This is a genomic window from Peribacillus asahii, assembly GCF_004006295.1.
Lineage (GTDB): Bacteria > Bacillota > Bacilli > Bacillales > DSM-1321 > Peribacillus > Peribacillus asahii_A.
Genome location: NZ_CP026095.1, coordinates 4,213,417 through 4,237,104 on the forward strand (window position 1 = coordinate 4,213,417; position 23,688 = coordinate 4,237,104).

General features: G+C 38.3%; 25 protein-coding genes. 7 read left to right on the top strand and 18 right to left on the bottom strand.

Annotated elements, in window-relative coordinates:
- Positions 1 to 126 precede the first annotated feature (126 nt).
- Complete coding sequence (locus BAOM_RS20810; RefSeq protein ID WP_252282673.1) at positions 127 to 369, top strand: NifU family protein; 243 nt, start codon at positions 127 to 129, stop codon at positions 367 to 369.
- Positions 370 to 504: 135 nt separating this feature from the next.
- On the opposite strand, the gene thrB is transcribed toward BAOM_RS20810, so the two are convergent.
- The 5 genes from thrB to yutH form a co-directional block, all read right to left on the bottom strand.
- On the bottom strand, positions 505 to 1,443 hold the full coding sequence (gene thrB / locus BAOM_RS20815; protein ID WP_257467472.1) for a homoserine kinase: 939 nt from the start codon (positions 1,441 to 1,443) through the stop codon (positions 505 to 507).
- Complete coding sequence (thrC, locus tag BAOM_RS20820; protein ID WP_127761921.1) at positions 1,440 to 2,501, bottom strand: threonine synthase; 1,062 nt, start codon at positions 2,499 to 2,501, stop codon at positions 1,440 to 1,442. Before thrC ends, thrB begins: the two co-directional genes overlap by 4 nt.
- Positions 2,498 to 3,796: a homoserine dehydrogenase gene (locus BAOM_RS20825; protein ID WP_127761922.1), complete on the bottom strand. Its 1,299-nt coding sequence runs from the start codon at positions 3,794 to 3,796 to the stop codon at positions 2,498 to 2,500. Before BAOM_RS20825 ends, thrC begins: the two co-directional genes overlap by 4 nt.
- A gap of 227 nt (positions 3,797 to 4,023) precedes the next feature.
- The gene (locus BAOM_RS25250) at positions 4,024 to 4,929 is read right to left on the bottom strand and encodes a L,D-transpeptidase family protein (RefSeq protein ID WP_252282675.1); all 906 of its coding nucleotides are present in this window, start codon (positions 4,927 to 4,929) and stop codon (positions 4,024 to 4,026) included.
- Between the two features lie 331 nt (positions 4,930 to 5,260).
- Positions 5,261 to 6,262 (bottom strand): spore coat putative kinase YutH, encoded by a 1,002-nt coding sequence (gene yutH, locus BAOM_RS20835; protein WP_127761923.1) that lies wholly within the window; start codon positions 6,260 to 6,262, stop codon positions 5,261 to 5,263.
- Positions 6,263 to 6,452: 190 nt separating this feature from the next.
- Between yutH and BAOM_RS20840 the strand changes: the two genes are divergently transcribed.
- On the top strand, positions 6,453 to 6,950 hold the full coding sequence (locus BAOM_RS20840; protein WP_127761924.1) for a phosphatidylglycerophosphatase A family protein: 498 nt from the start codon (positions 6,453 to 6,455) through the stop codon (positions 6,948 to 6,950).
- Positions 6,951 to 7,068: 118 nt separating this feature from the next.
- Here the strand turns inward: BAOM_RS20840 and BAOM_RS20845 are convergent, their stop codons facing one another.
- From BAOM_RS20845 to BAOM_RS20855, 3 genes are all read right to left on the bottom strand, one after another.
- Positions 7,069 to 7,836: a TIGR01457 family HAD-type hydrolase gene (locus BAOM_RS20845; RefSeq protein ID WP_127761925.1), complete on the bottom strand. Its 768-nt coding sequence runs from the start codon at positions 7,834 to 7,836 to the stop codon at positions 7,069 to 7,071.
- A 174-nt stretch (positions 7,837 to 8,010) separates the two neighbouring features.
- Positions 8,011 to 8,448: a DUF86 domain-containing protein gene (locus BAOM_RS20850; RefSeq protein WP_119117227.1), complete on the bottom strand. Its 438-nt coding sequence runs from the start codon at positions 8,446 to 8,448 to the stop codon at positions 8,011 to 8,013.
- Positions 8,449 to 8,469: 21 nt separating this feature from the next.
- Positions 8,470 to 9,663, bottom strand: coding sequence for an EAL domain-containing protein (locus tag BAOM_RS20855; protein ID WP_252282676.1), 1,194 nt, complete (start codon positions 9,661 to 9,663; stop codon positions 8,470 to 8,472).
- A gap of 336 nt (positions 9,664 to 9,999) precedes the next feature.
- On the opposite strand from BAOM_RS20855, the gene BAOM_RS20860 reads away from it, so the two are divergent.
- Positions 10,000 to 10,266 carry a DUF3055 domain-containing protein gene (locus tag BAOM_RS20860; RefSeq protein WP_119117225.1) on the top strand — a complete coding sequence of 89 codons (267 nt, stop codon included), beginning with the start codon at positions 10,000 to 10,002 and terminating at the stop codon, positions 10,264 to 10,266.
- A 68-nt stretch (positions 10,267 to 10,334) separates the two neighbouring features.
- Positions 10,335 to 10,625 (top strand): cytosolic protein, encoded by a 291-nt coding sequence (locus BAOM_RS20865; protein ID WP_127761927.1) that lies wholly within the window; start codon positions 10,335 to 10,337, stop codon positions 10,623 to 10,625.
- A 116-nt stretch (positions 10,626 to 10,741) separates the two neighbouring features.
- Here the strand turns inward: BAOM_RS20865 and BAOM_RS20870 are convergent, their stop codons facing one another.
- Complete coding sequence (locus tag BAOM_RS20870) at positions 10,742 to 11,017, bottom strand: YutD family protein (protein ID WP_119117223.1); 276 nt, start codon at positions 11,015 to 11,017, stop codon at positions 10,742 to 10,744.
- 114 nt (positions 11,018 to 11,131) lie between these two features.
- Here BAOM_RS20870 and BAOM_RS20875 point away from each other — a divergent pair, with 114 nt between their 5' ends.
- The 3 genes from BAOM_RS20875 (at position 11,132) to yunB (ending at position 13,890) form a co-directional block, all read left to right on the top strand.
- Positions 11,132 to 11,785 carry a YhcN/YlaJ family sporulation lipoprotein gene (locus BAOM_RS20875; protein ID WP_164853301.1) on the top strand — a complete coding sequence of 218 codons (654 nt, stop codon included), beginning with the start codon at positions 11,132 to 11,134 and terminating at the stop codon, positions 11,783 to 11,785.
- A 125-nt stretch (positions 11,786 to 11,910) separates the two neighbouring features.
- The gene (locus tag BAOM_RS20880) at positions 11,911 to 12,903 is read left to right on the top strand and encodes a M23 family metallopeptidase (RefSeq protein ID WP_373995311.1); all 993 of its coding nucleotides are present in this window, start codon (positions 11,911 to 11,913) and stop codon (positions 12,901 to 12,903) included.
- A 234-nt stretch (positions 12,904 to 13,137) separates the two neighbouring features.
- On the top strand, positions 13,138 to 13,890 hold the full coding sequence (gene yunB, locus BAOM_RS20885; RefSeq protein WP_164853302.1) for a sporulation protein YunB: 753 nt from the start codon (positions 13,138 to 13,140) through the stop codon (positions 13,888 to 13,890).
- Positions 13,891 to 13,963: 73 nt separating this feature from the next.
- Here yunB and BAOM_RS20890 read toward each other — a convergent pair whose 3' ends face one another.
- The 9 genes from BAOM_RS20890 to sufD all read right to left on the bottom strand — a co-directional run bounded on the left by BAOM_RS20890 (position 13,964) and on the right by sufD (position 23,673).
- Positions 13,964 to 15,037 (bottom strand): HD-GYP domain-containing protein, encoded by a 1,074-nt coding sequence (locus tag BAOM_RS20890; protein WP_127761930.1) that lies wholly within the window; start codon positions 15,035 to 15,037, stop codon positions 13,964 to 13,966.
- A 175-nt stretch (positions 15,038 to 15,212) separates the two neighbouring features.
- A complete protein-coding gene (locus BAOM_RS20895; protein ID WP_373995349.1) occupies positions 15,213 to 15,506 on the bottom strand; it encodes a YunC family protein in 294 nt (97 codons plus the stop codon).
- Positions 15,507 to 15,577: 71 nt separating this feature from the next.
- On the bottom strand, positions 15,578 to 16,966 hold the full coding sequence (locus BAOM_RS20900; protein WP_306821279.1) for a bifunctional metallophosphatase/5'-nucleotidase: 1,389 nt from the start codon (positions 16,964 to 16,966) through the stop codon (positions 15,578 to 15,580).
- Positions 16,967 to 16,975: 9 nt separating this feature from the next.
- Complete coding sequence (locus BAOM_RS20905; protein ID WP_127761932.1) at positions 16,976 to 17,806, bottom strand: sulfite exporter TauE/SafE family protein; 831 nt, start codon at positions 17,804 to 17,806, stop codon at positions 16,976 to 16,978.
- Between the two features lie 71 nt (positions 17,807 to 17,877).
- Complete coding sequence (locus BAOM_RS20910; RefSeq protein WP_127761933.1) at positions 17,878 to 18,723, bottom strand: DUF72 domain-containing protein; 846 nt, start codon at positions 18,721 to 18,723, stop codon at positions 17,878 to 17,880.
- Positions 18,724 to 19,264: 541 nt separating this feature from the next.
- Positions 19,265 to 20,662: a Fe-S cluster assembly protein SufB gene (gene sufB / locus BAOM_RS20915; RefSeq protein ID WP_127761934.1), complete on the bottom strand. Its 1,398-nt coding sequence runs from the start codon at positions 20,660 to 20,662 to the stop codon at positions 19,265 to 19,267.
- A gap of 53 nt (positions 20,663 to 20,715) precedes the next feature.
- Positions 20,716 to 21,147, bottom strand: a complete 432-nt coding sequence (gene sufU / locus BAOM_RS20920; protein ID WP_127761935.1) for a Fe-S cluster assembly sulfur transfer protein SufU — start codon at positions 21,145 to 21,147, stop codon at positions 20,716 to 20,718.
- Positions 21,137 to 22,366 carry a cysteine desulfurase gene (locus tag BAOM_RS20925; RefSeq protein ID WP_127761936.1) on the bottom strand — a complete coding sequence of 410 codons (1,230 nt, stop codon included), beginning with the start codon at positions 22,364 to 22,366 and terminating at the stop codon, positions 21,137 to 21,139. The genes sufU and BAOM_RS20925 overlap by 11 nt, the downstream gene beginning before the upstream one ends.
- Positions 22,366 to 23,673, bottom strand: a complete 1,308-nt coding sequence (gene sufD / locus BAOM_RS20930; protein ID WP_127761937.1) for a Fe-S cluster assembly protein SufD — start codon at positions 23,671 to 23,673, stop codon at positions 22,366 to 22,368. The genes BAOM_RS20925 and sufD overlap by 1 nt, the downstream gene beginning before the upstream one ends.
- Positions 23,674 to 23,688 lie beyond the last annotated feature (15 nt).

Genomic DNA, 23,688 nt, shown 5'->3' on the forward strand with positions numbered 1-23,688 from the left:
ATTTTTCTGATTGGAATTATTAGTATTGTATCTCTTTTTTTTATATAAAGATAGATTATTTTTCCGCTAAGTTCTAATTGGATTTTTTATAACCTTCGCATTATAATATGATTAGGAAAGGAGTCGATGGCAATGACTGAACAAACAATGGAAAGTCAAGTTCAAGAAGTACTTGATAAACTTCGTCCGTTTCTTCTTCGCGATGGCGGTGACTGTGAACTTGTCGATGTAGAAGATGGAATTGTTAAATTACGTTTGCTTGGAGCTTGCGGTAGCTGCCCAAGTTCAACGATTACATTAAAAGCAGGAATTGAACGTGCACTTCTTGAAGAAGTTCCTGGTGTTATTGAAGTTGAACAAGTATTCTAATTGTTATAAAAGCTAATGCTGATTTTCTTCATGTTGTATGGATATACATACACTTGAAGAAAATCAGCTTTTTTATTAGCTCTATCTTAAACAAAGAAACGAGCAGGATGAACATATCCCCCTGCTCGTTTCTTCTTATAGAAAACTTAACTCTTCCTTATCTGCTTCTGATAAAATCATTGTTTGGCTTCCTTTGTTATCAATCAGAAGTTCCTTAATAACGAAATCCGGGAATTTATTGGATAATTTTTCTTGCACTTGCTCCGCTTGCGCTTCAGGAACCAGACAAAGGACGGTTGGACCTGCACCGCTTAACGCTGTACCATAAGCTCCATTTTGAGCAGCTATTTCCTCAATTTGAGCCAAATGTGGCACTATTGGAGCGCGGTATGGTTGATGAAAACGATCTCTCTGCATCATTTGACCAACAAGTTTCCAATTATCCGAAACAATTGCTGCAAGCAGCATATTGGCAGCTGCACTTCCTTCAATCGCTTCCTTATAGGCTAATGTCTTTGGTAACACGCTTCTTGAATCTTCTGTTAGAAGTTCAAAATTTGGAATCGCTACAATCACTTTGACACCTTTGATTGGAAACGATACAATATCGGTTTGCTCCTCCGTATGCAGGCCGACAACAAGCCCGCCATAAACAGAAGCTCCGCCATTATCCGGATGGCCTTCAAAAAGTGAAGCATGTCGGCCTTTTTCATCATCCGTTAAGTGTAATTCTGCGACTAAATTGGCTAATTCAATACCAGCGACAATCGCCGATGCACTGCTTCCTAATCCACGTGCCAGTGGGATTTCGCTTGAAACAAACAGACGACATGGCGCTAACTCTTTTCCATAGAAGGCTGCTGTTTTCTTTGCGATTTGAACAATATAATTGCTTTCATCTTTCGGAAAAGCAGCCATTTCCTCCGTTAGTGGAACAACTTCCCATCTATCTGATAAAGATCCATGTATCTCCAAATACAATCCTAGAGCAAGCCCTATGGAATCAAAGCCTGGACCCAGATTTGCTGTACTTGCTGGTACACGGATTAAAAACATTTCGGACTCTTGACTCATACTTGTTTCACACCTTCAAGATGTTCTAAGATGACTTTTTCATCCATTGGCAGTAATGTTGGTGTAATTGTGCTTGTATCCACCGCTACATTCGGATCTTTTAAACCGTTTCCTGTCAACACAGCAACGATTTTACTGCCTTTTTTAATTTCACCGCTTTTTAGTTGTTTAATGATTCCTGCGATACTTGCACAAGAAGCAGGTTCAGCAAATACCCCTTCACTTCTTGCTAGCAATACATATGCTTCTAAAATTTCTTCATCTGTTACTTCATCAATTTTTCCGTTAGATTCTTTCGCCGCTTCAACAGCAAATTTCCAGCTTGCTGGATTTCCGATACGAATCGCTGTCGCTACTGTTTCAGGATTTTCAAACACACGGTCGTGAACAATCGCAGCTGCCCCCGCCGCTTCAAATCCTCTCATTTCTGGAAGACCTGTTTGCTTATGATCATTGTATTCTTTAAACCCTTTCCAATACGCAGTAATATTTCCTGCATTTCCAACTGGAAGAGCTAAAATATCTGGTGCTGCCCCTAACACATCACAAATTTCAAATGCTGCTGTTTTTTGTCCTTCAATACGATAAGGGTTTACAGAGTTTACAAGCGCAATTGGAGATGTCTCACTAATGTTACGAACAATTTGAAGTGCCTGATCGAAGTTTCCTTCAATCGATACAATTTCTGCACCGTACATAACCGCTTGAGCTAGTTTCCCCATTGCAATTTTTCCTTCCGGAATCACGACGATACAGCGAATATTAGCGCGAGCTGCATAAGCGGCTGCGGCTGCTGATGTATTCCCTGTAGATGCACAAATAATTGTATCTGCACCTTCTTCAATCGCTTTCGCCACAGCAAATACCATTCCACGGTCCTTAAATGATCCTGTCGGGTTTAATCCTTCATATTTTACATATAGTTCAACCCCGAACTGTTCAGATAAATTGTTGCATTTAATTAATGGTGTATTTCCTTCTAATAACGATAATGCAGGGGTATTTTCCGTTACAGGTAAAAACTCTTTATATTCCTTGATTAAACCTTGCCAGCTCATTTCGTATTCTCTCCTTCAACACGGTACGTACTTTTAATTTCTTTAACCATCTCATAGTCATTTAACTTTTGCTGAATTTGTTCAAATGCTGCCATAGAAGCCGTATGTGTAACTAACACAATTTCAGACGCACCTTTATCATCAATTGGCAGCTGAAGAATTTTATCAAATCCAACACCATACTCAGCAAATAGATTTGTAATCCTTGCAAGCACACCTACTTCATCTTTTACATGCAAGCGAATAAAGAATTTAGCTTGAATTTCCTCTGGTCCTTTTAATGCCTTTGGATATTGAGGCGCAATAGCACTGCGACCATTAACACCGAGTCTCATATTCTTCAAAGCAACGACTAAGTCCGAGACAACAGCTGTTGCGGTTGGCAAGCTACCTGCTCCTGGGCCATAGAACATTGTCTCTCCTACTGCTTCTCCGTATACATATACTGCATTATATTCATTATTAACAGAAGCTAGCGGATGCGCTTCAGGTAATAGTGAAGGTTGGACACTCACTTCGACTTTATTGTCTGATCTTGATGCAACACCAATCAACTTCATTGTATAGCCAAGCTTTTTGCTATATGCTAAATCTTCCTCAGAAATCTTTGTGATTCCTTCAACAGATACATCTTCTAAACCGACGTTCATCGAAAAACCTAGCGTTGCTAGAATTGCCATTTTACGTGCTGCATCTAACCCTTCTACATCCGCTGTCGGATCAGACTCAGCAAAACCAAGCTCTTGAGCTTCTTTTAATACATCTTCATAGGCGCTGCCGTCTTTACTCATTTTCGTTAAAATAAAGTTTGTAGTACCGTTCACAATCCCCATCATTTTTGTAATGCGATCTGAGGATAATCCATCCACAAGTCCACGTAGAATTGGAATTCCACCAGCTACACTTGCCTCATAAAATAAATCGCAGCCATTTTCAGTCGCAACCGCTAATAATTCAGGACCATATAAAGCCATTAAATCTTTATTTGCCGTAATAACTTGTTTTTTATTTTTTAATGCTTGTAATAAGTATTCACGCGTTTCTTCAATACCACCCATTACTTCGATGACTACATCAATTTCTGGGTTATAAATAACATCTTCTGGGTTATCTGTTAGCATATTACGATCGATATGAACCGCACGCTCTTTCGTCAAATCATTCACTAAAATTTTCTTTATTTGAATAGAGCATCCAATTTGATGCATTAATTTGTCTTGATGACTTTCAATAATTTGGACAACTCCTGAACCTACCGTACCTAATCCTAATAAACCGATTGAGATAGCTTTCATTTCGGTTCCCCCTAACCACTGTTTATCTGAAGAAAACATTTGTATTTTTATAGTAGACATTATATGATTTTTATTCATAATTATCAATAGTTAGAAAATACAGATTTGCATACAATTTGTTTCAATCCCTTGTTAGAGTAAGCTTCAAAAAAATATATCTTTTTTTCGAACAATAGAAGAATATGCATAAAAGAATCGTTTCCTTTTGCCTATGACTTCTTAATCTCTTATAAGGTTTCTATTGTATCCATAATAATATGAGGGTGCTTACTTGGATTTAGCCAATTTAATAAGCGTAAAACATTTTTCTCTGATGTTGCTACACAGCCTGCTGTAACTCCATTTTCCCCTCGCCAAATATGAAGAAAGATTGCACTCCCTTTTCCTTTCACAATAGGGTTAACATTGTAATTAATAACAACCCCGTATTTATATAACGAGTGATTCATTCTTTCAAAAGACTTCCACTTCTTAGTCGGGACGCCTTTATATGTAATCCATTTGTTATAATCCCTGGATGTGACATCATCAACCCAATAATCATACTTCGTTGTTTTTTTATAAGTTAGCTTCATTCCCGATGGCTTTACTTCGTTGCCAAATGCTGTTCCAAATGAATACATTCCAATTGGTGATTTACCATCGCCTTCTTTTTTATTCGTAGTAAAGCCTTTTTTTCCTACTATGCCCTTCATTTCGGTTAATGCCCTGCGCCATTCTCCTTTTCGTTGCTCAAACGCTTGAATGGTTACCTTCGTGGACTGAAGTTTTGGGCCAACTGCTGAAACAACTTGCTTTACATCTGGTTTAGCATCCGCTTGCACAAGTACCGCTCGTTCCTTAGCATTAAATACTTCACGCGCATCTTCTATCGCTAGGTAAACTACTTTTTTACTATAACAAATAGAATACCAGTCCCAGCTGCGTTTCATAACCGTAAGCTTCTTATTCTTCGGATAAGTTTTAACCGTTTTACTTGTATGACTTGCCTTCGCCTTTAGCTCAGCATTCGTCTTTAACACTATCGAAAATTGCGGTTCTATACATTGATTGGAAGAGGCAGCTTGAGTCGGAACCACTATCATATGTAAAGTAAACAAGCAGATAAGAACAGCAGCTACAAATTGTTTCATCTATCCACATCCCTTCAACTTTTTTAATTGTAGTACTATTCTAAAAATTCCTCTTCCTATCATAACATAGGAATACAAGGAGAAATCATTTTACACAAGGTTTTTTTGCGGCAAAGGAGCAGCTAATCAAACGATTCTATCTAAACAGGGAGAAGCCGATGAGCGATAAGAAAAGCTCTAGATACCTAACCGTTCTTGTTGCCTCTCGAAACGATTAACGCTGATCTAGAGCAGATGATGAACCCTCAGCAAAAATGAGTCAAAATCAACAACGTTATTGAACAGAATCTAAAAAAATGAATTCAACTAACTTCTCTCAATTGAGGATACTTTACAGCCAGCCTACTTCCGGTAACTGCATGTATTGTGCTGGAATTTCAGCCAGTTCATAAAAATGCTTTAAAAAATGCTCGTACTGCTGAGAAGATTTTGTAATGAGTGAAAGGGTGTCTTCTAATTCATTCGCTCTAGACTCTGTTGGGCTTGTAAAGTACTCTTCAACCGTTTCGTAATAATGAATCGGAAAAAGCATTCTAGCGTACAATAAACGGGCTGAGAAGCTGGATAAATGCTCTACGCTTTGATAGTCCTGAAAGAACTGCGTAAGTCCACGTTGGTATGTATGGATATTACGCCGATAATAATCTCTTGCCCATTCTGCCAAATCTCTTGTGGCATGATCAAATACCCAATCAAACGGATTTTTCATCCATCTCTCGTCGTTCCATGTGCTTTGTGTAAAGCGTTCATAACAAATTGTCCCGCTGTCAACCGCATCTGGGTAATCGTCTATTTCTGTGTCGACTAAATATTGGACCGCATTTTCTCCTAACACCATATAATAAGGAAAAGTTTCAATAAATAACTGCTCAAACGCATTGTTTGGATGTGCTTGCAATTTATCGCTCCAAATTCTTTCTAATTGATCGATTCTAGCTTCCCATAACTGTTTCCATTGGCCAATTCGCGCACATTTTGTAATTTTCTCATCGATACTACGTCCTTGTGCGTGAAAAATGCTTAATGCTCTCCCTGTCTTTTGATTTCGTCTTGGCTCAATTACTTCATTAGCAAGTAACACGAATAATTGATTGTCTGCCTCAGAAATATAGCTGCCGTGATTCGCCAAAATAAAAGCAGCGACAGATTGATCTCCTTGAATTCTTAAATGCTCCGACATTTTTTGCCTTTCCATAAGCTCATCTTGTTCAACTGTTTCAAGTGGAATAATGCTGTAAATGACATTACCTGAACGAAAGGAAGGGTAGCGACTATTCTTCTCTTCACGCTCAACAGAAATTCCATAATTTTGATAAATGATTTCTTCTATCATTCCAATCGCCGCCTTTACTAAAGTTTGAAAATCATCCAACCAAACTCGTACAATGCTTAAAAAATGAAGGGTAGGGTATCATAACCTGTTACTCAGGGATACATTATATATATGATACAAATTACAGTTTCTGAATAACATTTCTAAACCGCTAAGCATCATTCAAAATAATCGAAATGAGTGTGATTCTATGGCTAAATCAGAAGTATCACTAACGGAGCAAGTAGCACGAGAATGGCTCTTGAAACGCGGAGTTAAAATCGAAGATATCGCCAATCTTGTTATGTATTTACAAGCAGATTATCATGAGAATTTACAAATGGAAGATTGCATTTATAATGTAGAACGCGTTCTGTCTAAACGAGAAGTACAAAATGCCATCTTAACAGGCATTCAACTGGATTTACTAGCTGAAAAAAAACTATTAGAAGAGCCGCTGCAAACAATTATTGCAAAGGATGAAGGGTTATACGGAGTAGATGAGGTTCTTGCTTTCTCGATTGTTAATGTGTACGGCTCCATTGGGTTTACGAATTATGGATACGTAGATAAACAGAAGCCAGGAATATTGAAATCTTTAAATGATAAAACGTCAGGACACGTGCATACATTTCTAGATGATATTGTCGGTGCTATCGCCGCTGCTGCGTCTAGTCGATTAGCCCATCGAGCAGAAAAGACGGATTAAGAAAAACTATCACCAATCCTTGGCTCTCCATGAACCCAGCATCAATAATGTTCTTTTTAAAAAGAACAAGGAGCCAGTACAATCTTCTTCCCTGTACTTGGCTCCTTATCTACCTGCACTATTCAAACTGCCAATCAGCCAGTGTATCGACAACAAAGGTTGGTTGTTTTTCATATTGCAGCAAGTGTTCTTTTTTCGTCACTCCTGTATGAACGAGTAAAGTATCCATCCCTGCATTGATTCCTGCCATAATATCTGTATCATAATTATCTCCAACCATAATGACTTCTTCTTTTGAGACACCTAATACCTGTAACGCCTGCTCAATAATAATCGATTCCGGCTTACCAATGAAAATCGGTTTTACTTGCGTCGACACCGCCACAACCGATGTGATGGCACCATTTCCAGGCTGCAGTCCGCGTTCAGTTGGAATGGCAATATCCCCATTGGTCGAGATGAATGCAGCACCATTTCTCACAACTAAGCAAGCCTTTGTTAATTTTTCGTAATCGATAGCTCGATCAATCCCCATAACGAGAAAATCTGCATTCTCTTCCACAAGCTCTAGCCCTTTTTCCTGTAAAGCGTTTCGAATGCCCTCTTCACCGATCACATATACCGTTGCATCAGCCTTTCTTTCCGCAATAAAATTCGCTGTGGCCATGCTTGTAGTAAATACTTGTTTATTGTCTGTCTCTATCCCAAAATTCCGTAATTTCTCTGCCACTTGCGCAGGTGTACGCGAAGAATTATTGGTGACGAATAAATAAGGAATGTTTCGTTGGCGCAATTCATCGATAAATCCTGCAGCTTCAGCTATTTGCTCAGATCCACGATACATCGTCCCATCTAAATCAATCAAATACCCTTTATAAGATTTCATACATACTGCTCCCTTCATAAGGTGATACTCCCAACTTTATATTACATAGTCATCTCTAAAAAAAATACAAGCGCCATTACCGGTCGCTTGTATAAAGAGTTACTATGTTCATTTTAGCCTTTTATACGGCTTATTGCTTCTGAAACTACGATTTCATCCTTCTTGCAACATAGCCTAATTTTTAAAAGCAGAAACAGCTCCTAATTCATTAGTTAAGTATGTTCTAATTAACTCCGGATATTGAGTAAACGCTGCAAGATTAGCTGTAAATACAGTCTGTAACTGTTCATGCGACACTTCAATATAATCTTGGATAAGCATTTTGCGAAGTGGCAGCACATTTTTAAATTGTGTCGCAATTTCCTCGCTAATTACTTTCTCATCAAGTAAAATATCCACAATATCTTCATAACTACCAGGGTCCCTCATAATAAAACCATCAATCATCGCATTGCCCACATCCAAAACAGAATCAATAGACGTTTGAACAATCCTTTCCAAAGCCAATTGTGACAGCTCATCATTCCATTCTTTTTTTTGTTCTAACCTCGATAACTGGGCCTCAAGGAAACATAAAATTTGTTCAATTTTTTGTCGGTCTACAAAGTACATTCTTTCCAGATCCTTTCTATTCTAAGATGACACTTTAAGTTTCTCCACACCTGTAGGTCTTGCGTAGAAATATCCTTGTGCCAAATCAACATTATTCTTTGATAATACCATAGCTTCCCCTTTACTCTCAATTCCTTCAGCTACAACAATCGAACCTGTTTCCTTCGCAATTAATAAAAGTCCCTTTAACATCGACTCTTTTACGGTACTACTATCAATATTTTGAATAACAGAGCGATCAATTTTAATAATATCCGGCATAATTTCAATAATAGTATTTAAATTTGAATAACCTGCGCCTGTATCATCGACAGCAATTTGGAAACCTAATTGTCTTAAGCTTTGAATATTGGCAATAAAATAATCTATATGATTAATGGCCTCCCGCTCCGTAATTTCAAGGACAAATTGCTCAGCTGAAATACTTGGATACTTGTCTAACATCGCCTTAATGTCTGTTGGAAAGCGTAAATTCTCAATTGTAACAGGTGTAAGATTAATAAATACTTGCTTCAATAAATCATTTTCTGAAACCTGCCTAAACGTTTTTTCTAGTACGATTTGCTCTAATTCATAGAGCCTCCCTGTTTGCCTGGCCGCTGAGAATAATGCTAACGGATTTTCTAAATCTGTCCCGGCTGGCCCACGGGTAAGCACTTCATGAGCTTTCATCTGATTCGTAGCTACTTCAACTATAGGTTGTACCATCAATCGAATATGTTGATTAGAAATAATGTCATCTATCGTCATCATTAATCCACTAAATCCAGCTTTCTTCTTTTCTTCCGTCATTATAACCGCTTGCTTATAAGCTCTATTCACAGCATGTTCAGTTGGATACTGGCTCTTCTCAACAAACATATAGCCGGTTATAAACGAGGACTTAAATTGCGGACTTATCTCTTGCAAATGTTCTTGAACATTTGCTGTAATCATATAAATAATCTCATCCAGTTCACGTGACTTTTTCTCCGTACAATCTATCCGCATAAGGAATGTAACGTTATCGCTGTTATAATCATGCAAAATAAGAATATCTTCTTTCGGTATTCTATCTACAATTGCTTTTTTGAATGCCTTTTTTAACTGTTTGATATAGGTATCATATTGCTGTTTACCCATCTCTTCTTTGAATTGAAGTACATCTTGAATATCAAACACAATGACGGCTACTTCATATCCTTGTGAAAACGATACATTTACTGCTTGTATCATTGGATTCCTCACAATGAACTGAGGTGGATAGAAGCGAAGCCTAGACAATGGACTAAACAGTTTAAGCCACTTTCCTAGTGATTTATAACCTTTCTTATCATTCAGCGACATATTACCCATCCCTTTCACCCGGGCTATATTACCTATATATTATCATATTTTGCCTTAAATAAAGAAATCTCGTCGAAAATATCGACCATTAGATGTTCCTTCCTCCACAAAAATTTCATAAGTTCATCAAAAAGATACAGATATCTTCTCTATGCACACATTTCACTATTATTTAGATTTTGTTATGATAAAACGAAGAAATAAAATGTTGAAGGGAGAATGCATGTGGGAGAGCGCTTTTATTTATACAACGATTTAATCGATACAAAGACACGATTTGTGAGCTTTATGGGGGAGGAATCCCGCTTTGATTTAGCTATTACGATGACTGACCGGTTCTATGGCAAAAAATTAGTGCTAAATTTACAAAGCAATCGTTTTGCCATTATCGGACACGATGACTTAGAAGAAGAAGGGTATCTTGAACAAGCCTTTCAACTAACTGAAGAAGAAGCGGCAGAGCTGCGTGGATTCTTAACCGAAGTCATTTAATTCCTTCATGACCCTGTTCTTATTGGACATCCTATTGATGAACGACTATCTAATAGGAGGGAATTATATTGAACAAAAAGGAAAAGTATTATGATTTTTCTAATGTTGAAAAACAGCGGAACTATATCATTCCTGAAGACCAGCCAGAAGGACCTTACGGGGCACCACGGGGTGCAGATACACCTGTTGAAGGTAAAAGCACACCATGGGGAGAAGAACAACGCTCATACAGCAACTTTAACTATGAAAATAAAAGCCTGCACGAAAATATGCCTCGTCAATATCCAGGTGCTCACCCGACTCATGACGATCCGAATACAAACGCTCAACGTCCGTATACGGACGGCACAAGGGAATAAAGTGTAAATAAATACCCTAACTAAAATCATTTAGTTACCGACTCAGTAGAGGTTCATAAAAAGAAGGTGCTCCAAACAAATCGTAAAAAATACGACCTTTTGGGGCACCCCTTTTCTTATTTCTTTATTTTTTTCACGATAAAATACGGACAGCCAAAATTGCAGTATTCATATAAGTACTCTGTTACTGTACTTATTTTCGTATCAAAGGTGGCTTTATGATTTTGATCATCAAAAAAGCCACGAAGCCTTAACTGTCCATATCCCCAGTCGCCAACGATATAATCATACTTCGTTAAGATTTCACTATAACGGGCTTTAAATGCCTCTTCATTATAGCCATCTCTTCGCTCATCGATTACTTCGTAGGCTATATTATTGATCGTAATCATGTTCTTCACCTCTCAAAATACATAGTTATCCTTAAATTATAACTGATTCCCCATCAATTACTAAGCGAAATTTACAGAAAGATGCTCAACCTAATCGATAAGGAGGTGTCAGCTTTGAGAAAAGTAATTTTATCCATTGGACTTAGTTCACTGTTTATCATAAGTGGTTGTTCAACAAATGGAGACAACGATACAAGCATGGACACAAATACAGCAGAACCACTTACAGTCCGAACCCCTGCTCACTACTATGATGAAGATTATCAAAATACTGCTAGAGACCGCGATGATTTCGGCTTTACTCGAGTTAATAAAACAACCGTAGAGGGCCAAAACATTGATAATCAAATTTCATCCATTGACCGCGAACAGTTAGCCGATGTCATTTCTAATTTAAGTATTCAACTCCCTGATGTACGTGATGTATCAACACTTGTTACAGATGAGGAAGTACTTGTCGTGTATGAAACCGATTCAAATAATCGCCAAGAAACAGCCGATCAAGTAAAGCGAACCGCTATGTCTGCTGTTCCTCGCTATTATCATGTGTATGTGAGTGACAATATTGCATTAGCTCCATATATCGAAAATTATGCAAATTTAGAATCAGATCATGAAGGCATGGAGTTCTCGCTTAATAAAACCATCCAAGAAATGCTTAAATCTCCACAAGGCTCTAAAATAAGCGATGAAGAAAATGAAAATGGAGAAAATGTTACTGAACGACATAATAACAAAAACATCCATGAAAACACAAGGAATATGTAAAATTGTAGGGATTGGGACTTGATGACCAATCCCTCTTTTTGCAGGATTACCACAATTTATCTTTCATGATTTCCCCTCCAATGATGAACACTAATGACAGCATACATTGAAAGGAGACTGACATTGTGAAAAGAGCCATCCTTTCTCTGATAATGATTTCCATAATATGCAGCAGCGGATCAGTCTTCGCTGCTACTTCATCACCATCCGAGGCTGATTTATTTACCAAGAGATTAGAATTGTATCAAAATATGGAGACTATCCTACAGATCCCTTGGTATTATCTCGCCGCAGCAGATCAGTATGAACATAATTTACGCTTAACCCGTAAAGACCGTGAAAAAGCGAAAGGAGTCATTGGCATCTATATTGAACCTTCGAAATGGGTAGGAGCATTAAATCCAAACCTTGCTGATGTTAAGCCGCTGTCAATTAGCTTATTTGGCGGCATTGGCTTAGATGGAGATGGAGATGGACGTGCTGACATCAACAGCGATGTTGACCGTTTATATACCTTTGCAAACTATTTACTTAACTATGGGACGGATGAAGAAAATATACGCATTGGATTATGGAATTATTACAAAAGAGATAAAACAGTAAGTATTATTATCGGAAATGCCCGAATTTATAAAACATTGGGGACGTTACATTTACAGGAAAAAGCGTTTCCTCTCCCTATTGGAAGTCATTATACGTACAGAAGTACCTGGGGCTCTGCTCGCGGTTGGGGCGGGAGACGTATTCATGAAGGGACGGACGTTTTTGCCTCTTACGGGGTTCCCGTTCGTTCAACCTGTTATGGCATCATTGAAATGAAAGGGTGGAATAAATATGGGGGATGGCGAATAGGTATTCGAGATTTAAATAATAATTATCATTATTTTGCTCATCTCAACGGCTTTGCTAACGATCTAAAAGTAGGACAAGTCGTTAAACCCGCCCAAATAATTGGAAGTGTTGGAAGTACCGGTTACGGACCTCCTGGAACCTCTGGGAAGTTCCCTCCTCATTTACATTTTGGTCTCTATAAAGATAATGGCATCACTGAATGGAGTTTTGATCCTTATCCATACTTGAAAATTTGGGAACGTAATGACAGAATAAAGAAAAAATAGGAATAAACATTCAGCGGTGAGAAGATAGATTTCTCACCGCTTTTTAACATAATCCGCTAAGCTTAATGCATATCTTTTGAATAAAGCTTTATTTATCCCATACTTAACAGGCAGTAAGCCCCCCCACTAATGGAAGTTTCACTTTATAGGAGACTGGTTACTTTTGGCTTATTTCTACGAAGCCATAATTTTGCATGCCTTTCCGTACAGCCTTTATTAAAGGAGGCTCTTAACATGTTTCGAGCAAGACGAAAATCCAAACTATTTCGTAAAAAAGGACCTCTAAAAACACGTCACGTATTCTTTATCTCGTTTATTCTTTTTATTTTCACAAGTATTTTATCTCTTTCCTTTGTTAATAAAACGGTTGAACCTGTTATTATGAGTATCGCTAAAAATGAAGTGGACAGAATTGCCACAAAAGCTATTCACGAATCTATAGATGAAAATATGGAAAAAACAAACTTAAATGAAGTTATTATGAAGAATGATACAGGAGACAATAATCCTCCTTCCTATACGATTAATCCGGAAGCATCGATTCGCTTGCAAGCAGACATTAGGAATGACATCCAAAAAAAGCTTGGGATTATCGAGTCCAATCCATTTACGACAGCCTCATCGATAGACGATGAACAACTCAAAGAAGTGGTGTATTATATTCCTTTAGGCGTTATTACAGGCAATGCTCTTCTCGCCAATTACGGTCCAAAAATCCCCGTTAAAATGGCGGCTATCGGTCACGTCGAATCAGACTTCAATACACATTTAACCCATGCAGGCATTAATACAGTCTTTCTTGAATTGACGGTTAATTTTAAAGTCAACATGCAAATTGTTATTCCATCTTTAGCCGATGATATGATTGTCGAACATAAAATCAATGCTGGCGGGATATTAATTGACGGAGATGTACCAAGCTATTACAGTAACGGTTCAAGCACAGTTGCCCCCGCTATCATGAAGCCCGAGGAGGAGAAGGATTAAGCGTTTTTTCTTTCCATACGTATGAATTCAAAAGACTCCCTCTCACTCCTTAGATGACACGAGGGAGCTTTTACTAAGCATTCGCACACTGCACAATCATTAATTGAGGGTAATCTTTCAAATTTAATTCGTACGTCTGATTGAATTCTTCTAAAATACGAACGATTGGACGATCTCCCAGCCTAATATTTTGACCAGAAATCACCCCTTTTCTTCCATCATTCAATTGCACAGTCAGTCCATTTGGATAAATGGCTACTGCTCGACGAAATGCTTCAACAATTCCCACTTCAAACTGACTCCCTGCACCGGCATATAGAACTTCTAACCCCTCACTTGGAAGCATCGCTTTTCGGTACACACGGTGGGACGTAACGGCATCGAAAACATCGGCAACCGAAATGATTTTCGCTAATTGATGTATTTCATTCCCTTTAATCCCACGTGGATAGCCTAAGCCATCAATTCGCTCATGATGCTGATATGCACAATGAGCAACATGCAAGGAAATCGTATGAATATCTTTCAGTAACATAAATCCATATTCTGAATGATTCTTCACCTGTTCAAATTCACTTTCTGTCAGCTTTCCAGGCTTCCGCAAAATATCCTCAGGCACTATCATTTTTCCAATATCATGAAAAATAGCTCCTATGCCGAGCAATTCTAGTTGTTTTTCATCTAATTTTAATTCAATTCCTAACGCTAATGAATATAAAGTGACATTTAATGAATGACTAAAAATTTCATTATCATATGTAAAAAGATCCCCTAGTAACGTAAATAACTCTTGATTATTTTTCAATTCGGCTGTGATATTGCGGACAAGCTCTGTAAATCGTGCAGCCGCTTTTTCGACAACAATTTTCGTTTTAAGCTTATTATCGCTTTGTAATTGAGTAAAAACAGATTCAATCGCTTTAAACGTATCCATCCTTAATTGATTTGAAATAGGCTCGCTTGGTATAATGTCTGCTGTTTGTTCATCTACAATATAAACAAATCGTATATTAAGAGCCACTAATCGATTGATCATTTTCTCTGTTAAGGTGATTCCTTCACCTAATAGAATATTTCCTTGCTCATTAAAAATCGTTTTCCCAAGGATAACTCCTGGATTCAATGATTCTGTAACTAATAGTCTCATGGCCGTACTCCGTTCTCATTAGCATGTATTTCTCACAAGCATACTTTGTACAATATATAACTATTATCGGTTAAAAAGGGAGTTTTTCAATGCCCCTCTTCGGAAAAGCCATATTTATTGTACATTAAAAAAGCGAATTTTCTAGTATAAATAGAAAATTCGCTTATATTCAGCATTAGACCATTTTCAATAATGCATCTTTCCCAATCATTCCTCGGTGAATGCCCAAAACTTCTGCTTCATATGTTACGGACTCTAACGGCGCTTCTAACAACTGATCAATCGTCTTAACACCCGTTGCCCTGCCTGCTACGATCCTTCGATCCTTTAATTTATCATTTAAAAGGGCCACATCTAGAGCACCACACATAATATAGCCTTTATCAGAAGTCACAACAAGTAACGTTGTCTTTGGCAATTCAACTGAAATCGCTAGAAAAGTATACTCTTTCAACTTAATAGGATTCATACTAATCAATTGATTTCGCCCCTTTCTCCTATTTACATTATGAAAAAGAGGACGAAACCGTGAAATATCCTTTAATAATCAGGATACATTTTTTTCAACTTCCAAATTAAAATATCCCTTAAAAATTCAGGCATTAAATATTCTTTATTCTTCAAACGTTGAATTTGTGGAAAGAAGTAACCAAACGTAAACATGTCAGGTAAAACTAATTTATACATGTCGTGCGGCTGCAGCTTGTTTCCGTTTATATTAATTTGTTTAACTACCCCATTGGTCGTTTGCACAAATTCGATTTGATCATACAGCATAGTTCCCATCACCTTGCCTCTAAATCCAAATCCTCTTACTTGAAGATGAGGCCATTCTTCATTTCTAGATTGCAATAAAATTTCTTTTAGCTCATTCCCTTGTATTTCAATGACACACGGGTTAATCGGATGGGGGCAAATTCGATGAATGTCGCCTTTTTTTACGACTCCGCTCGGCAACCCTTCTAGTAATAAGCCAGCATTTAAAAAAGCACAATCTGCCTCGGCCCACTCTCTTAATGATGAACATAGAATTTCTGATAACCTCTCTCTTTGAAACCAATCATTATGTAACGGTTCTGGCAAATTCGTTACTACTTCTTGAAGTGCTTCTCCACCAGCATGATACATAGCTTCAATCCATTCTCTTTCTCCAACGAGTTCTGGCAGCTCATTTGTGTCATACAAATAGGCACTTTTCTTTGTAATTCCTCTATGCTCATCAAAATCAATCTCCACTTGCCCAATAAAAAAACCAAACTTACCTGCGCCGCAAAGAAGAACATCATTTACTAATTTACCTTGATGAAGTACATGATGGGTGTGCGCACCTAGAATAATATCAATTTCGGGAAAATCCTCTGCCATCTTCTCATCATCATTAAGACCTAGATGAGAAAGCACAACGATAATATCTGCTTCTCCTCTAATTTGCTGAAGCTGCGTTTGTAATTCAACAAATGGCTCTTTTACCTCCCAACCAAGTGCAGAATAAAATTTTTGAAAAAACGCAGTTAAACCAATCAAAGCAATTCTTGTTCCTTGCTTCGTTGTATGAATCGAATAAGGCAGCACCCACTTAGGCCTTCTATCCTGTTCCTCATATAGATTCGCGACAAGTACTTCAAATTCCGCCTGTTCATATAAGCAATCTAGTGCGTCATGCGGCAATGTAATTCCCTCATTATTTCCAATTGTTACATATTGATAGCCAGCCTCATTGAGCAACGTAATATTCCCCTTGCCCAATGTCCCCTCTGAATAGGGGTGCCAACGATCTACATGGTCCCCAATATCGAGAATAAGCGCTTCTTCACCTGTCTCTTGATGAAGCAAACGTCTTTCTTTAAGAAATTCTACGATTCTAGGCCAGTTTTCAAAATGACTATGAAAATCATTAGTATGATATAAATGAATGATTTCAGACATCATTTGCCTCCCTTATTGTCCTGTAATTCCTTGATATACGAGACGGAATCCAAATAGAATTAATACAATTTTCAAAACATGTTCAATCGAGCGACTTTTTAAACGAGTATTGATAAAAGCACCGAACTTTGCACCAAACCAAGCGCCTGGAATAAGCGCTAAAGCATATAACCAATTCACATTTCCAAGTGAAATATGTGTAATCGAATTCGTAATCGATGATAAGAACACCATAAACATGGATGTCGCAACCGCCACATGTGGAGGAAAGAAAAATAAGAGAATCATGGTAGGTACAATGATTGTTCCACCACCAATGCCAAATAATCCTGAGCTAAAACCTACGACAAAGGAAATTAATATCGCAACAAGTGGATGATAGCCATATGTAGTTTGCATTCCATCCTTATTGCGATATGTCTTAATAACCTTGCCTTTCCCTGGTTTAAATGTAAGCGGCTTTAAACGGTCTTTAACAAGTAGAATTGTCGCAATTAAAATCATAAACAAACCAAAGTATAACGAAAAAGAATGTATATCAAGAATTTTATTAACATGAGCTCCAATTATACCACCTGGCCCACTGCCGACAAAGAAAATAACCCCTGCCTTATAATCGACAGTTTGATGCTTCATATAAGCTAATGTTGATGATAAACCGGTAAAAATCATAATGATTGTCGAAACACCAACTGCAACCTGAGGCGTAATGGAGTCAAGCAGTGAAGTAGAACTCCCTAAAAAAAGTAGAGCTGGAACGGTAATAATTCCTCCACCAAGACCAACGAGCGCTCCAATTGTTCCAGATAAAAATCCAACGATGATCAACACAATTATTTCCATTTATATCCGTCCTCTTGACTCCGTTAAATAAAATGATAGATTTTAACACAGCCTGTTTATTATCCTATTATTTAAAATAAATCAAGTTGCTTAGAAGCAAGCCCTTCGTATTCAATCCCTAGTAAATCGATAAATTGCTTTGCATTATCAGCCGCGTCACCACCAGAATTATTATTCAAAAGCACATATATATCTTGCGTTTGCTTCTCTAGCAAACGCAGACGGTCCACCCATTCTACAAGCTCTTTTTCAGTATAGCGATAAAGATAGCGAACTTCACGCCAATTATGTGCCGATGGGTGCTGCCAACCATGTACATTGCGGCCATGAAAACGAATTAATGTTTTTTTAACAGCTGTCGCTTCAAGTACAATCGGTATCGACCCTGCCCCAGCTTGTGGTTCATCACATACAGTATGAATCCATTTTTCACTTTTAATAAATTGCAAGGTTTGCTCTCTAAAGACAGCGGAATACCAGCTTTGATGCCGAAATTCCAGCGCAACTGGAACTTCGCCCATCTCCGCTTTACAAAAACGAAGATAATTGACATGCTGACGTGTACAATCAAACCAAGGCGGGAACTGAAAAAGTACCATTGCCAGTTTACCAGCCTTCTGGAAAGGTTCGAGTGAATCACGGAAAGCCGCAAACATCTCTTTCTTATTTGAAAACGGAATTTCTCCGCGCTGATGTCCTGTCATTCCCTGATATGCTTTTACGATAAATTGAAAATTAGCAGGTGTCTCACTCACCCACTTTTCACTATTTCGCTTCGGTTGAACAGCATAAAAAGACGCGTCCACTTCCACAATCGGAAAGTGTGCACCATACTCTTTTAACTTATCACGTTGGGACACGCTATAACGATACAAAGAATGATGATCTCCCCAACCTGTTACTCCGATATAAATCATCCTAACCAACCTATTCCGCAGTTTTCTTTATTTTAACATATATCTCAAAGGACCAAAAAGTTAAGCTAAAGACGAATCTGTCCCTGTATGAATGTTTACAACGAGTTTTTTGTTTTATCCCACTCTTAACGGGCAGTAAGACCCCCACCTCAAGCTTATGAGGAGTCAAAGAAGATAGGTGGGGGAAACTGCCCTCATTTAGTTGCGGCTCCTAGCCCCTCGAGGTCATAAGCTGTCGGGGCTGAACAGTCGCCTCACTTTTGTAGTAAAGGTCCGATTGGTGAGATATAGTGAAACTTACCTTTGCGGTTTTCAAAGGTAAGCTTTCACCAATCAGGTTCGTACGGTCACTTGATTGAAGCGAAGCGGAGATCTTAGTGACCGTAGAACGTGACTAACCATCAGTGGGGGATAAAGAAAAACCCCCACTGATGGAAGTTTCACTTTATCAATCAGAACCGTCCATTTATCAACAACTTTCGGCTACTTATCAATAAAAAAAGCTACCTATAAAATAGGCAGCTTTTTTTAACGATAATCATTAACCGATAGAACCTTCCATTTCGAACTTAATTAAACGGTTCATTTCTACGGCATATTCCATTGGAAGTTCTTTTGTAAATGGCTCAATGAAGCCCATAACAATCATTTCTGTTGCTTCCTGCTCAGAAATTCCACGGCTCATTAAATAGAACAATTGCTCTTCCGACACTTTAGACACTTTCGCTTCATGCTCTAACGAAATGTTGTCGTTAAGGATTTCATTGTATGGAATCGTATCAGAAGTAGACTGATTATCCATAATCAATGTATCACACTCGATATTAGCACGCGCTCCGTCCGCTTTACGTCCAAATTGTACGACTCCACGATACGTTACTTTTCCACCTTGTTTGGCAATTGATTTAGATACAATTGTAGAAGATGTATTTGGTGCAAGGTGAATCATTTTTGCACCAGCATCTTGGTGTTGTCCTTTACCAGCAATGGCAATAGATAGTGTCATCCCACGTGCGCCTTCACCTTTTAAGATAACAGCTGGATATTTCATCGTTAATTTAGAACCGATGTTACCATCAATCCATTCCATTGTTGCATTTTCTTCACATACTGCACGTTTTGTAACTAAGTTAAAGACGTTGTTCGCCCAGTTTTGAATCGTTGTATAACGGCAATATGCACCACGTTTAATGATGATTTCAACAACCGCACTATGAAGAGAGTTCGTTGTATAAACAGGAGCTGTACATCCTTCTACATAATGAACATGTGCATCTTCATCAACAATAATTAACGTACGCTCGAATTGTCCCATGTTTTCAGAGTTAATACGGAAATACGCTTGTAATGGCGTATCTACTTTTACACCTTTTGGAACATAGATGAATGAACCACCAGACCATACAGCAGAGTTTAATGCTGCGAATTTATTGTCTGTCGGTGGAATGACTTTCGCCCAGTGCTCACGGAAAATGTCTTCATTCTCTTTTAAAGCAGAGTCTGTATCTTTGAAGACGATTCCTAAGTCTTCCAAATCTTCTTTCATATTGTGATACACAACTTCTGATTCATATTGAGCAGACACACCTGCTAAATATTTTTGCTCCGCTTCAGGGATTCCTAGTTTATCAAACGTTTGTTTAATTTCATCCGGTACTTCATCCCATGATTTCTCTGATTTCTCAGATGGTTTTACATAATACGTAATCTCATCGAAGTTTAAACTTCCTAAATCCCCACCCCATTGAGGCATTGGCATATTATAGAAGTGTTCTAATGATTTTAAACGGAAGTCGAGCATCCATTGCGGCTCTTCCTTCATGCGTGAAATTTCTTCCACGATTTCTTTTGTTAAGCCACGCTTTGAACGGAAAATCGAGACATCTCTATCCGCAAAGCCATATTTATAATCACCGATCTCAGGCATTTTCTTTGCCATAGCTCGTATTCCTCCTTTTCAAAATGCTGAATGTGAATCAGCATTTTGATTGTTTATTCCTGAAGTCCTTTTTCCATCGCTTTCCAAGCTAATGTCGCACACTTAATACGTGCTGGAAATTTCGATACACCTTGAAGTGCTTCAATATCTCCAAGGTCCAAATCTTCTTCATCGTATTCTTTGCCTTGAATCATTTCAGAAAAAATATGTGACAACTTCATTGCCGTTTTAATATCTTTTCCTTTAATTGCTTCTGTCATCATGGATGCTGAACTCATCGAAATGGAGCATCCTTCTCCTTCAAACTTCACGTCAACCACTTTATCTTCTTCAACCTTCATCGTTAAACGAATTCGGTCTCCACAAGTTGGGTTATTCATATCAATTGTCAGGCTGCCGTCTTCAAGAATACCTTTATTACGCGGTTTTTTATAATGATCCATAATGACTTGTCGGTAAAGTGTATCTAAGTTATTAAAAGACATTACTAAAATACTCCTTTGTTTTGATAAGTGATGAAACTAACTTATCAATGTCTTCTTCCGTGTTATATAGGTAGAAACTTGCTCGCGCTGTCGCTGAAACATCTAACCATTTCATTAATGGTTGAGCACAATGATGACCTGCACGTACGGCAATCCCATCTGCATCTAGAACTGTAGCTACATCATGCGGATGTACATCCTCCAAGTTGAATGTAATAACACCTGCACGTTTTGCCGAATCTTTCGGACCGTAGATTGTCATACCTTCAATCGTCGACATTTTTTCCATTGCATATGCAGCTAAATGATGCTCATGACGTTCAATATTGTCTAAACCAATTTCCTCTAGGAAATCAATAGCCGCTCCTAAGCCAATCGCTCCAGCAATAATCGGAGTACCACCCTCGAACTTCCACGGAAGCTCTTTCCATGTTGATTCATATAAACCTACAAAATCAATCATTTCGCCGCCAAATTCAACCGGCTCCATGTTTTCTAATAATTCTTTTTTACCGTAAAGCGCTCCAATACCAGTTGGCGCAGCCATTTTATGACCAGAGAAAGCGAAGAAATCACAATCAAGGTCCTGCACATCCACTTTTAAATGCGGTGTGCTTTGTGCCCCATCCACAACCATAATCGCCCCGTGCTCATGAGCAATCGCCGCAATTTCTTTAACGGGATTAATCGTGCCAAGAACGTTTGACACATGCATAACAGATACGATTTTTGTTGCATTCGTTACCGTTGCTCGTACATCCTCAAGTGAAATCGTACCATCTTCTTGAAGTGGAATATATTTCAACACAGCACCCGTTTGTTTCGCCACTTGCTGCCAAGGAATGATATTACTATGGTGCTCCATATACGAGATGACGATTTCATCCCCTTCTTGTACATTAGCCAGACCATAGCTTCTTGCTACCGTATTTAAAGAAGTGGTTGTTCCTCTAGTGAAGATAATCTCTTCAATAGAGGAAGCATTAATGAATTTACGTACTTTTTCACGAGCACCTTCATACGCATCCGTAGCTTTTGTTCCAAGTGTATGCACTCCGCGATGTACATTCGAATTGTACCCGCGATAATATTGTTCAATCGCTTCGATAACTACAGCCGGTTTTTGCGATGTCGCAGCACTATCTAAATATACTAATGGCTGACCGTTCACTTCTTGATTTAATATAGGGAAAAGCTTACGAATTTCGTATGGGTTCATTACTTAACTTTCCTTTCAATGACCTCAACAAGTTGCTTTTTCACACCTTCGATTGGAAGTTCATTAACAACAGGGGCCAAGAATCCGTGAATAACTAAACGTTCTGCTTCTTGTTTGGAAATACCACGACTCATTAAATAATAAAGTTGCAATGGATCTACGCGACCTACAGATGCTGCGTGTCCTGCTGTAACATCGTCTTCATCAATAAGAAGAATTGGATTCGCGTCTCCACGAGCTTTTTCACTTAACATAAGCACGCGTGATTCTTGTTCAGCATTTGCTTTTGTTGCACCATGCTCAATTTTTCCGATTCCGTTGAAAATACTAGAAGCACTATCTTTCATAACCCCGTGCTTTAGAATTTGTCCATCGGAACGTAAACCGTAATGAATCACTTGCGTAGTGAAGTTTTGTTTTTGTTCTCCACGACCAACAACAACCGTTTTCGTATCACCTGAAGAGCCATCGCCCATTAGATACGTTGTATTATCTGAAATTGTATCTCCATCATTCATTAAGCCAAGTGCCCACTCGATACGTGCATCTCGCCCAGCTACACCACGACGGTTTACATATGTTGTATACCCTTTATTTAACGTATCCACTGCACCATATGTTACTTTCGCATTTGCATTGGCAATGACTTCTGTTACGATGTTTGCGATACCATTTGTCGTTTCTACAGTTGAGAAATAGTTTTCTACATACGTTACAGAGCTGTTATCTTCTGCCACGATTAATACATGGTTGAAAAGCGTTGCATCCGCATCATCGACTAAGAAAATCGATTGAATTGGTTCTTTCACTTCTACGTTTTTTGGAACGTATACGAAAGCTCCTCCGTTTAACAATGCTGCGTGAAGAGCTGTTAAGCGATGCTCATTCACTTTCACGCCATCTTTCATAAAATATTTCTGCACAAGCTCTGCATGATCGCGAGCCGCTGTTAGAATATCTGTAAAAATAACACCTTGTTCTTTCAACTCAGCTGAAAGACTTGTATAAGCCGGCGTATTATTACGTTGAATATATAAGTTACGCTTTTCTTCAATAGCCACAATCGATTTCACTTGTTCTGGAAGCTCATCTACTGATGTAAAAACTTCACTCTCGATTGAATGTTTACGGAAAGCGGTAAAGTTCCACTTATCAATCTTTGTTTTGTCTGGCTTTGGCATCGGTAGGTTTTCTAAGTCAGAAAACGCTTGAACACGAAGCTCAGTTAGCCAAGCTGGTTCATTATTTTGAGTTGAAAGAGAGTTAATATCCTCTTTTTCAAACGGTAATTTCGTTTCTGTAGTCATGACAAATCCTCCTAC

Bases quoted from the DNA above. Each gene is read 5' to 3' on its own strand.
- BAOM_RS20810 (WP_252282673.1), top strand. From the start codon at position 127: ATGGCAATGACTGAACAAACAATGGAAAGTCAAGTTCAAGAAGTACTT.
- thrB (WP_257467472.1), bottom strand. From the start codon at position 1,443: ATGAGTCAAGAGTCCGAAATGTTTTTAATCCGTGTACCAGCAAGTACA.
- thrC (WP_127761921.1), bottom strand. From the start codon at position 2,501: ATGAGCTGGCAAGGTTTAATCAAGGAATATAAAGAGTTTTTACCTGTA.
- BAOM_RS20825 (WP_127761922.1), bottom strand. From the start codon at position 3,796: ATGAAAGCTATCTCAATCGGTTTATTAGGATTAGGTACGGTAGGTTCA.
- BAOM_RS25250 (WP_252282675.1), bottom strand. From the start codon at position 4,929: ATGAAACAATTTGTAGCTGCTGTTCTTATCTGCTTGTTTACTTTACAT.
- yutH (WP_127761923.1), bottom strand. From the start codon at position 6,262: ATGATAGAAGAAATCATTTATCAAAATTATGGAATTTCTGTTGAGCGT.
- BAOM_RS20840 (WP_127761924.1), top strand. From the start codon at position 6,453: ATGGCTAAATCAGAAGTATCACTAACGGAGCAAGTAGCACGAGAATGG.
- BAOM_RS20845 (WP_127761925.1), bottom strand. From the start codon at position 7,836: ATGAAATCTTATAAAGGGTATTTGATTGATTTAGATGGGACGATGTAT.
- BAOM_RS20850 (WP_119117227.1), bottom strand. From the start codon at position 8,448: ATGTACTTTGTAGACCGACAAAAAATTGAACAAATTTTATGTTTCCTT.
- BAOM_RS20855 (WP_252282676.1), bottom strand. From the start codon at position 9,663: ATGATACAAGCAGTAAATGTATCGTTTTCACAAGGATATGAAGTAGCC.
- BAOM_RS20870 (WP_119117223.1), bottom strand. From the start codon at position 11,017: ATGATTACGATCAATAATATAGCCTACGAAGTAATCGATGAGCGAAGA.
- yunB (WP_164853302.1), top strand. From the start codon at position 13,138: ATGTTTCGAGCAAGACGAAAATCCAAACTATTTCGTAAAAAAGGACCT.
- BAOM_RS20890 (WP_127761930.1), bottom strand. From the start codon at position 15,037: ATGAGACTATTAGTTACAGAATCATTGAATCCAGGAGTTATCCTTGGG.
- BAOM_RS20895 (WP_373995349.1), bottom strand. From the start codon at position 15,506: ATGAATCCTATTAAGTTGAAAGAGTATACTTTTCTAGCGATTTCAGTT.
- BAOM_RS20900 (WP_306821279.1), bottom strand. From the start codon at position 16,966: ATGATGTCTGAAATCATTCATTTATATCATACTAATGATTTTCATAGT.
- BAOM_RS20905 (WP_127761932.1), bottom strand. From the start codon at position 17,806: ATGGAAATAATTGTGTTGATCATCGTTGGATTTTTATCTGGAACAATT.
- BAOM_RS20910 (WP_127761933.1), bottom strand. From the start codon at position 18,723: ATGATTTATATCGGAGTAACAGGTTGGGGAGATCATCATTCTTTGTAT.
- sufB (WP_127761934.1), bottom strand. From the start codon at position 20,662: ATGGCAAAGAAAATGCCTGAGATCGGTGATTATAAATATGGCTTTGCG.
- sufU (WP_127761935.1), bottom strand. From the start codon at position 21,147: ATGTCTTTTAATAACTTAGATACACTTTACCGACAAGTCATTATGGAT.
- BAOM_RS20925 (WP_127761936.1), bottom strand. From the start codon at position 22,366: ATGAACCCATACGAAATTCGTAAGCTTTTCCCTATATTAAATCAAGAA.
- sufD (WP_127761937.1), bottom strand. From the start codon at position 23,673: ATGACTACAGAAACGAAATTACCGTTTGAAAAAGAGGATATTAACTCT.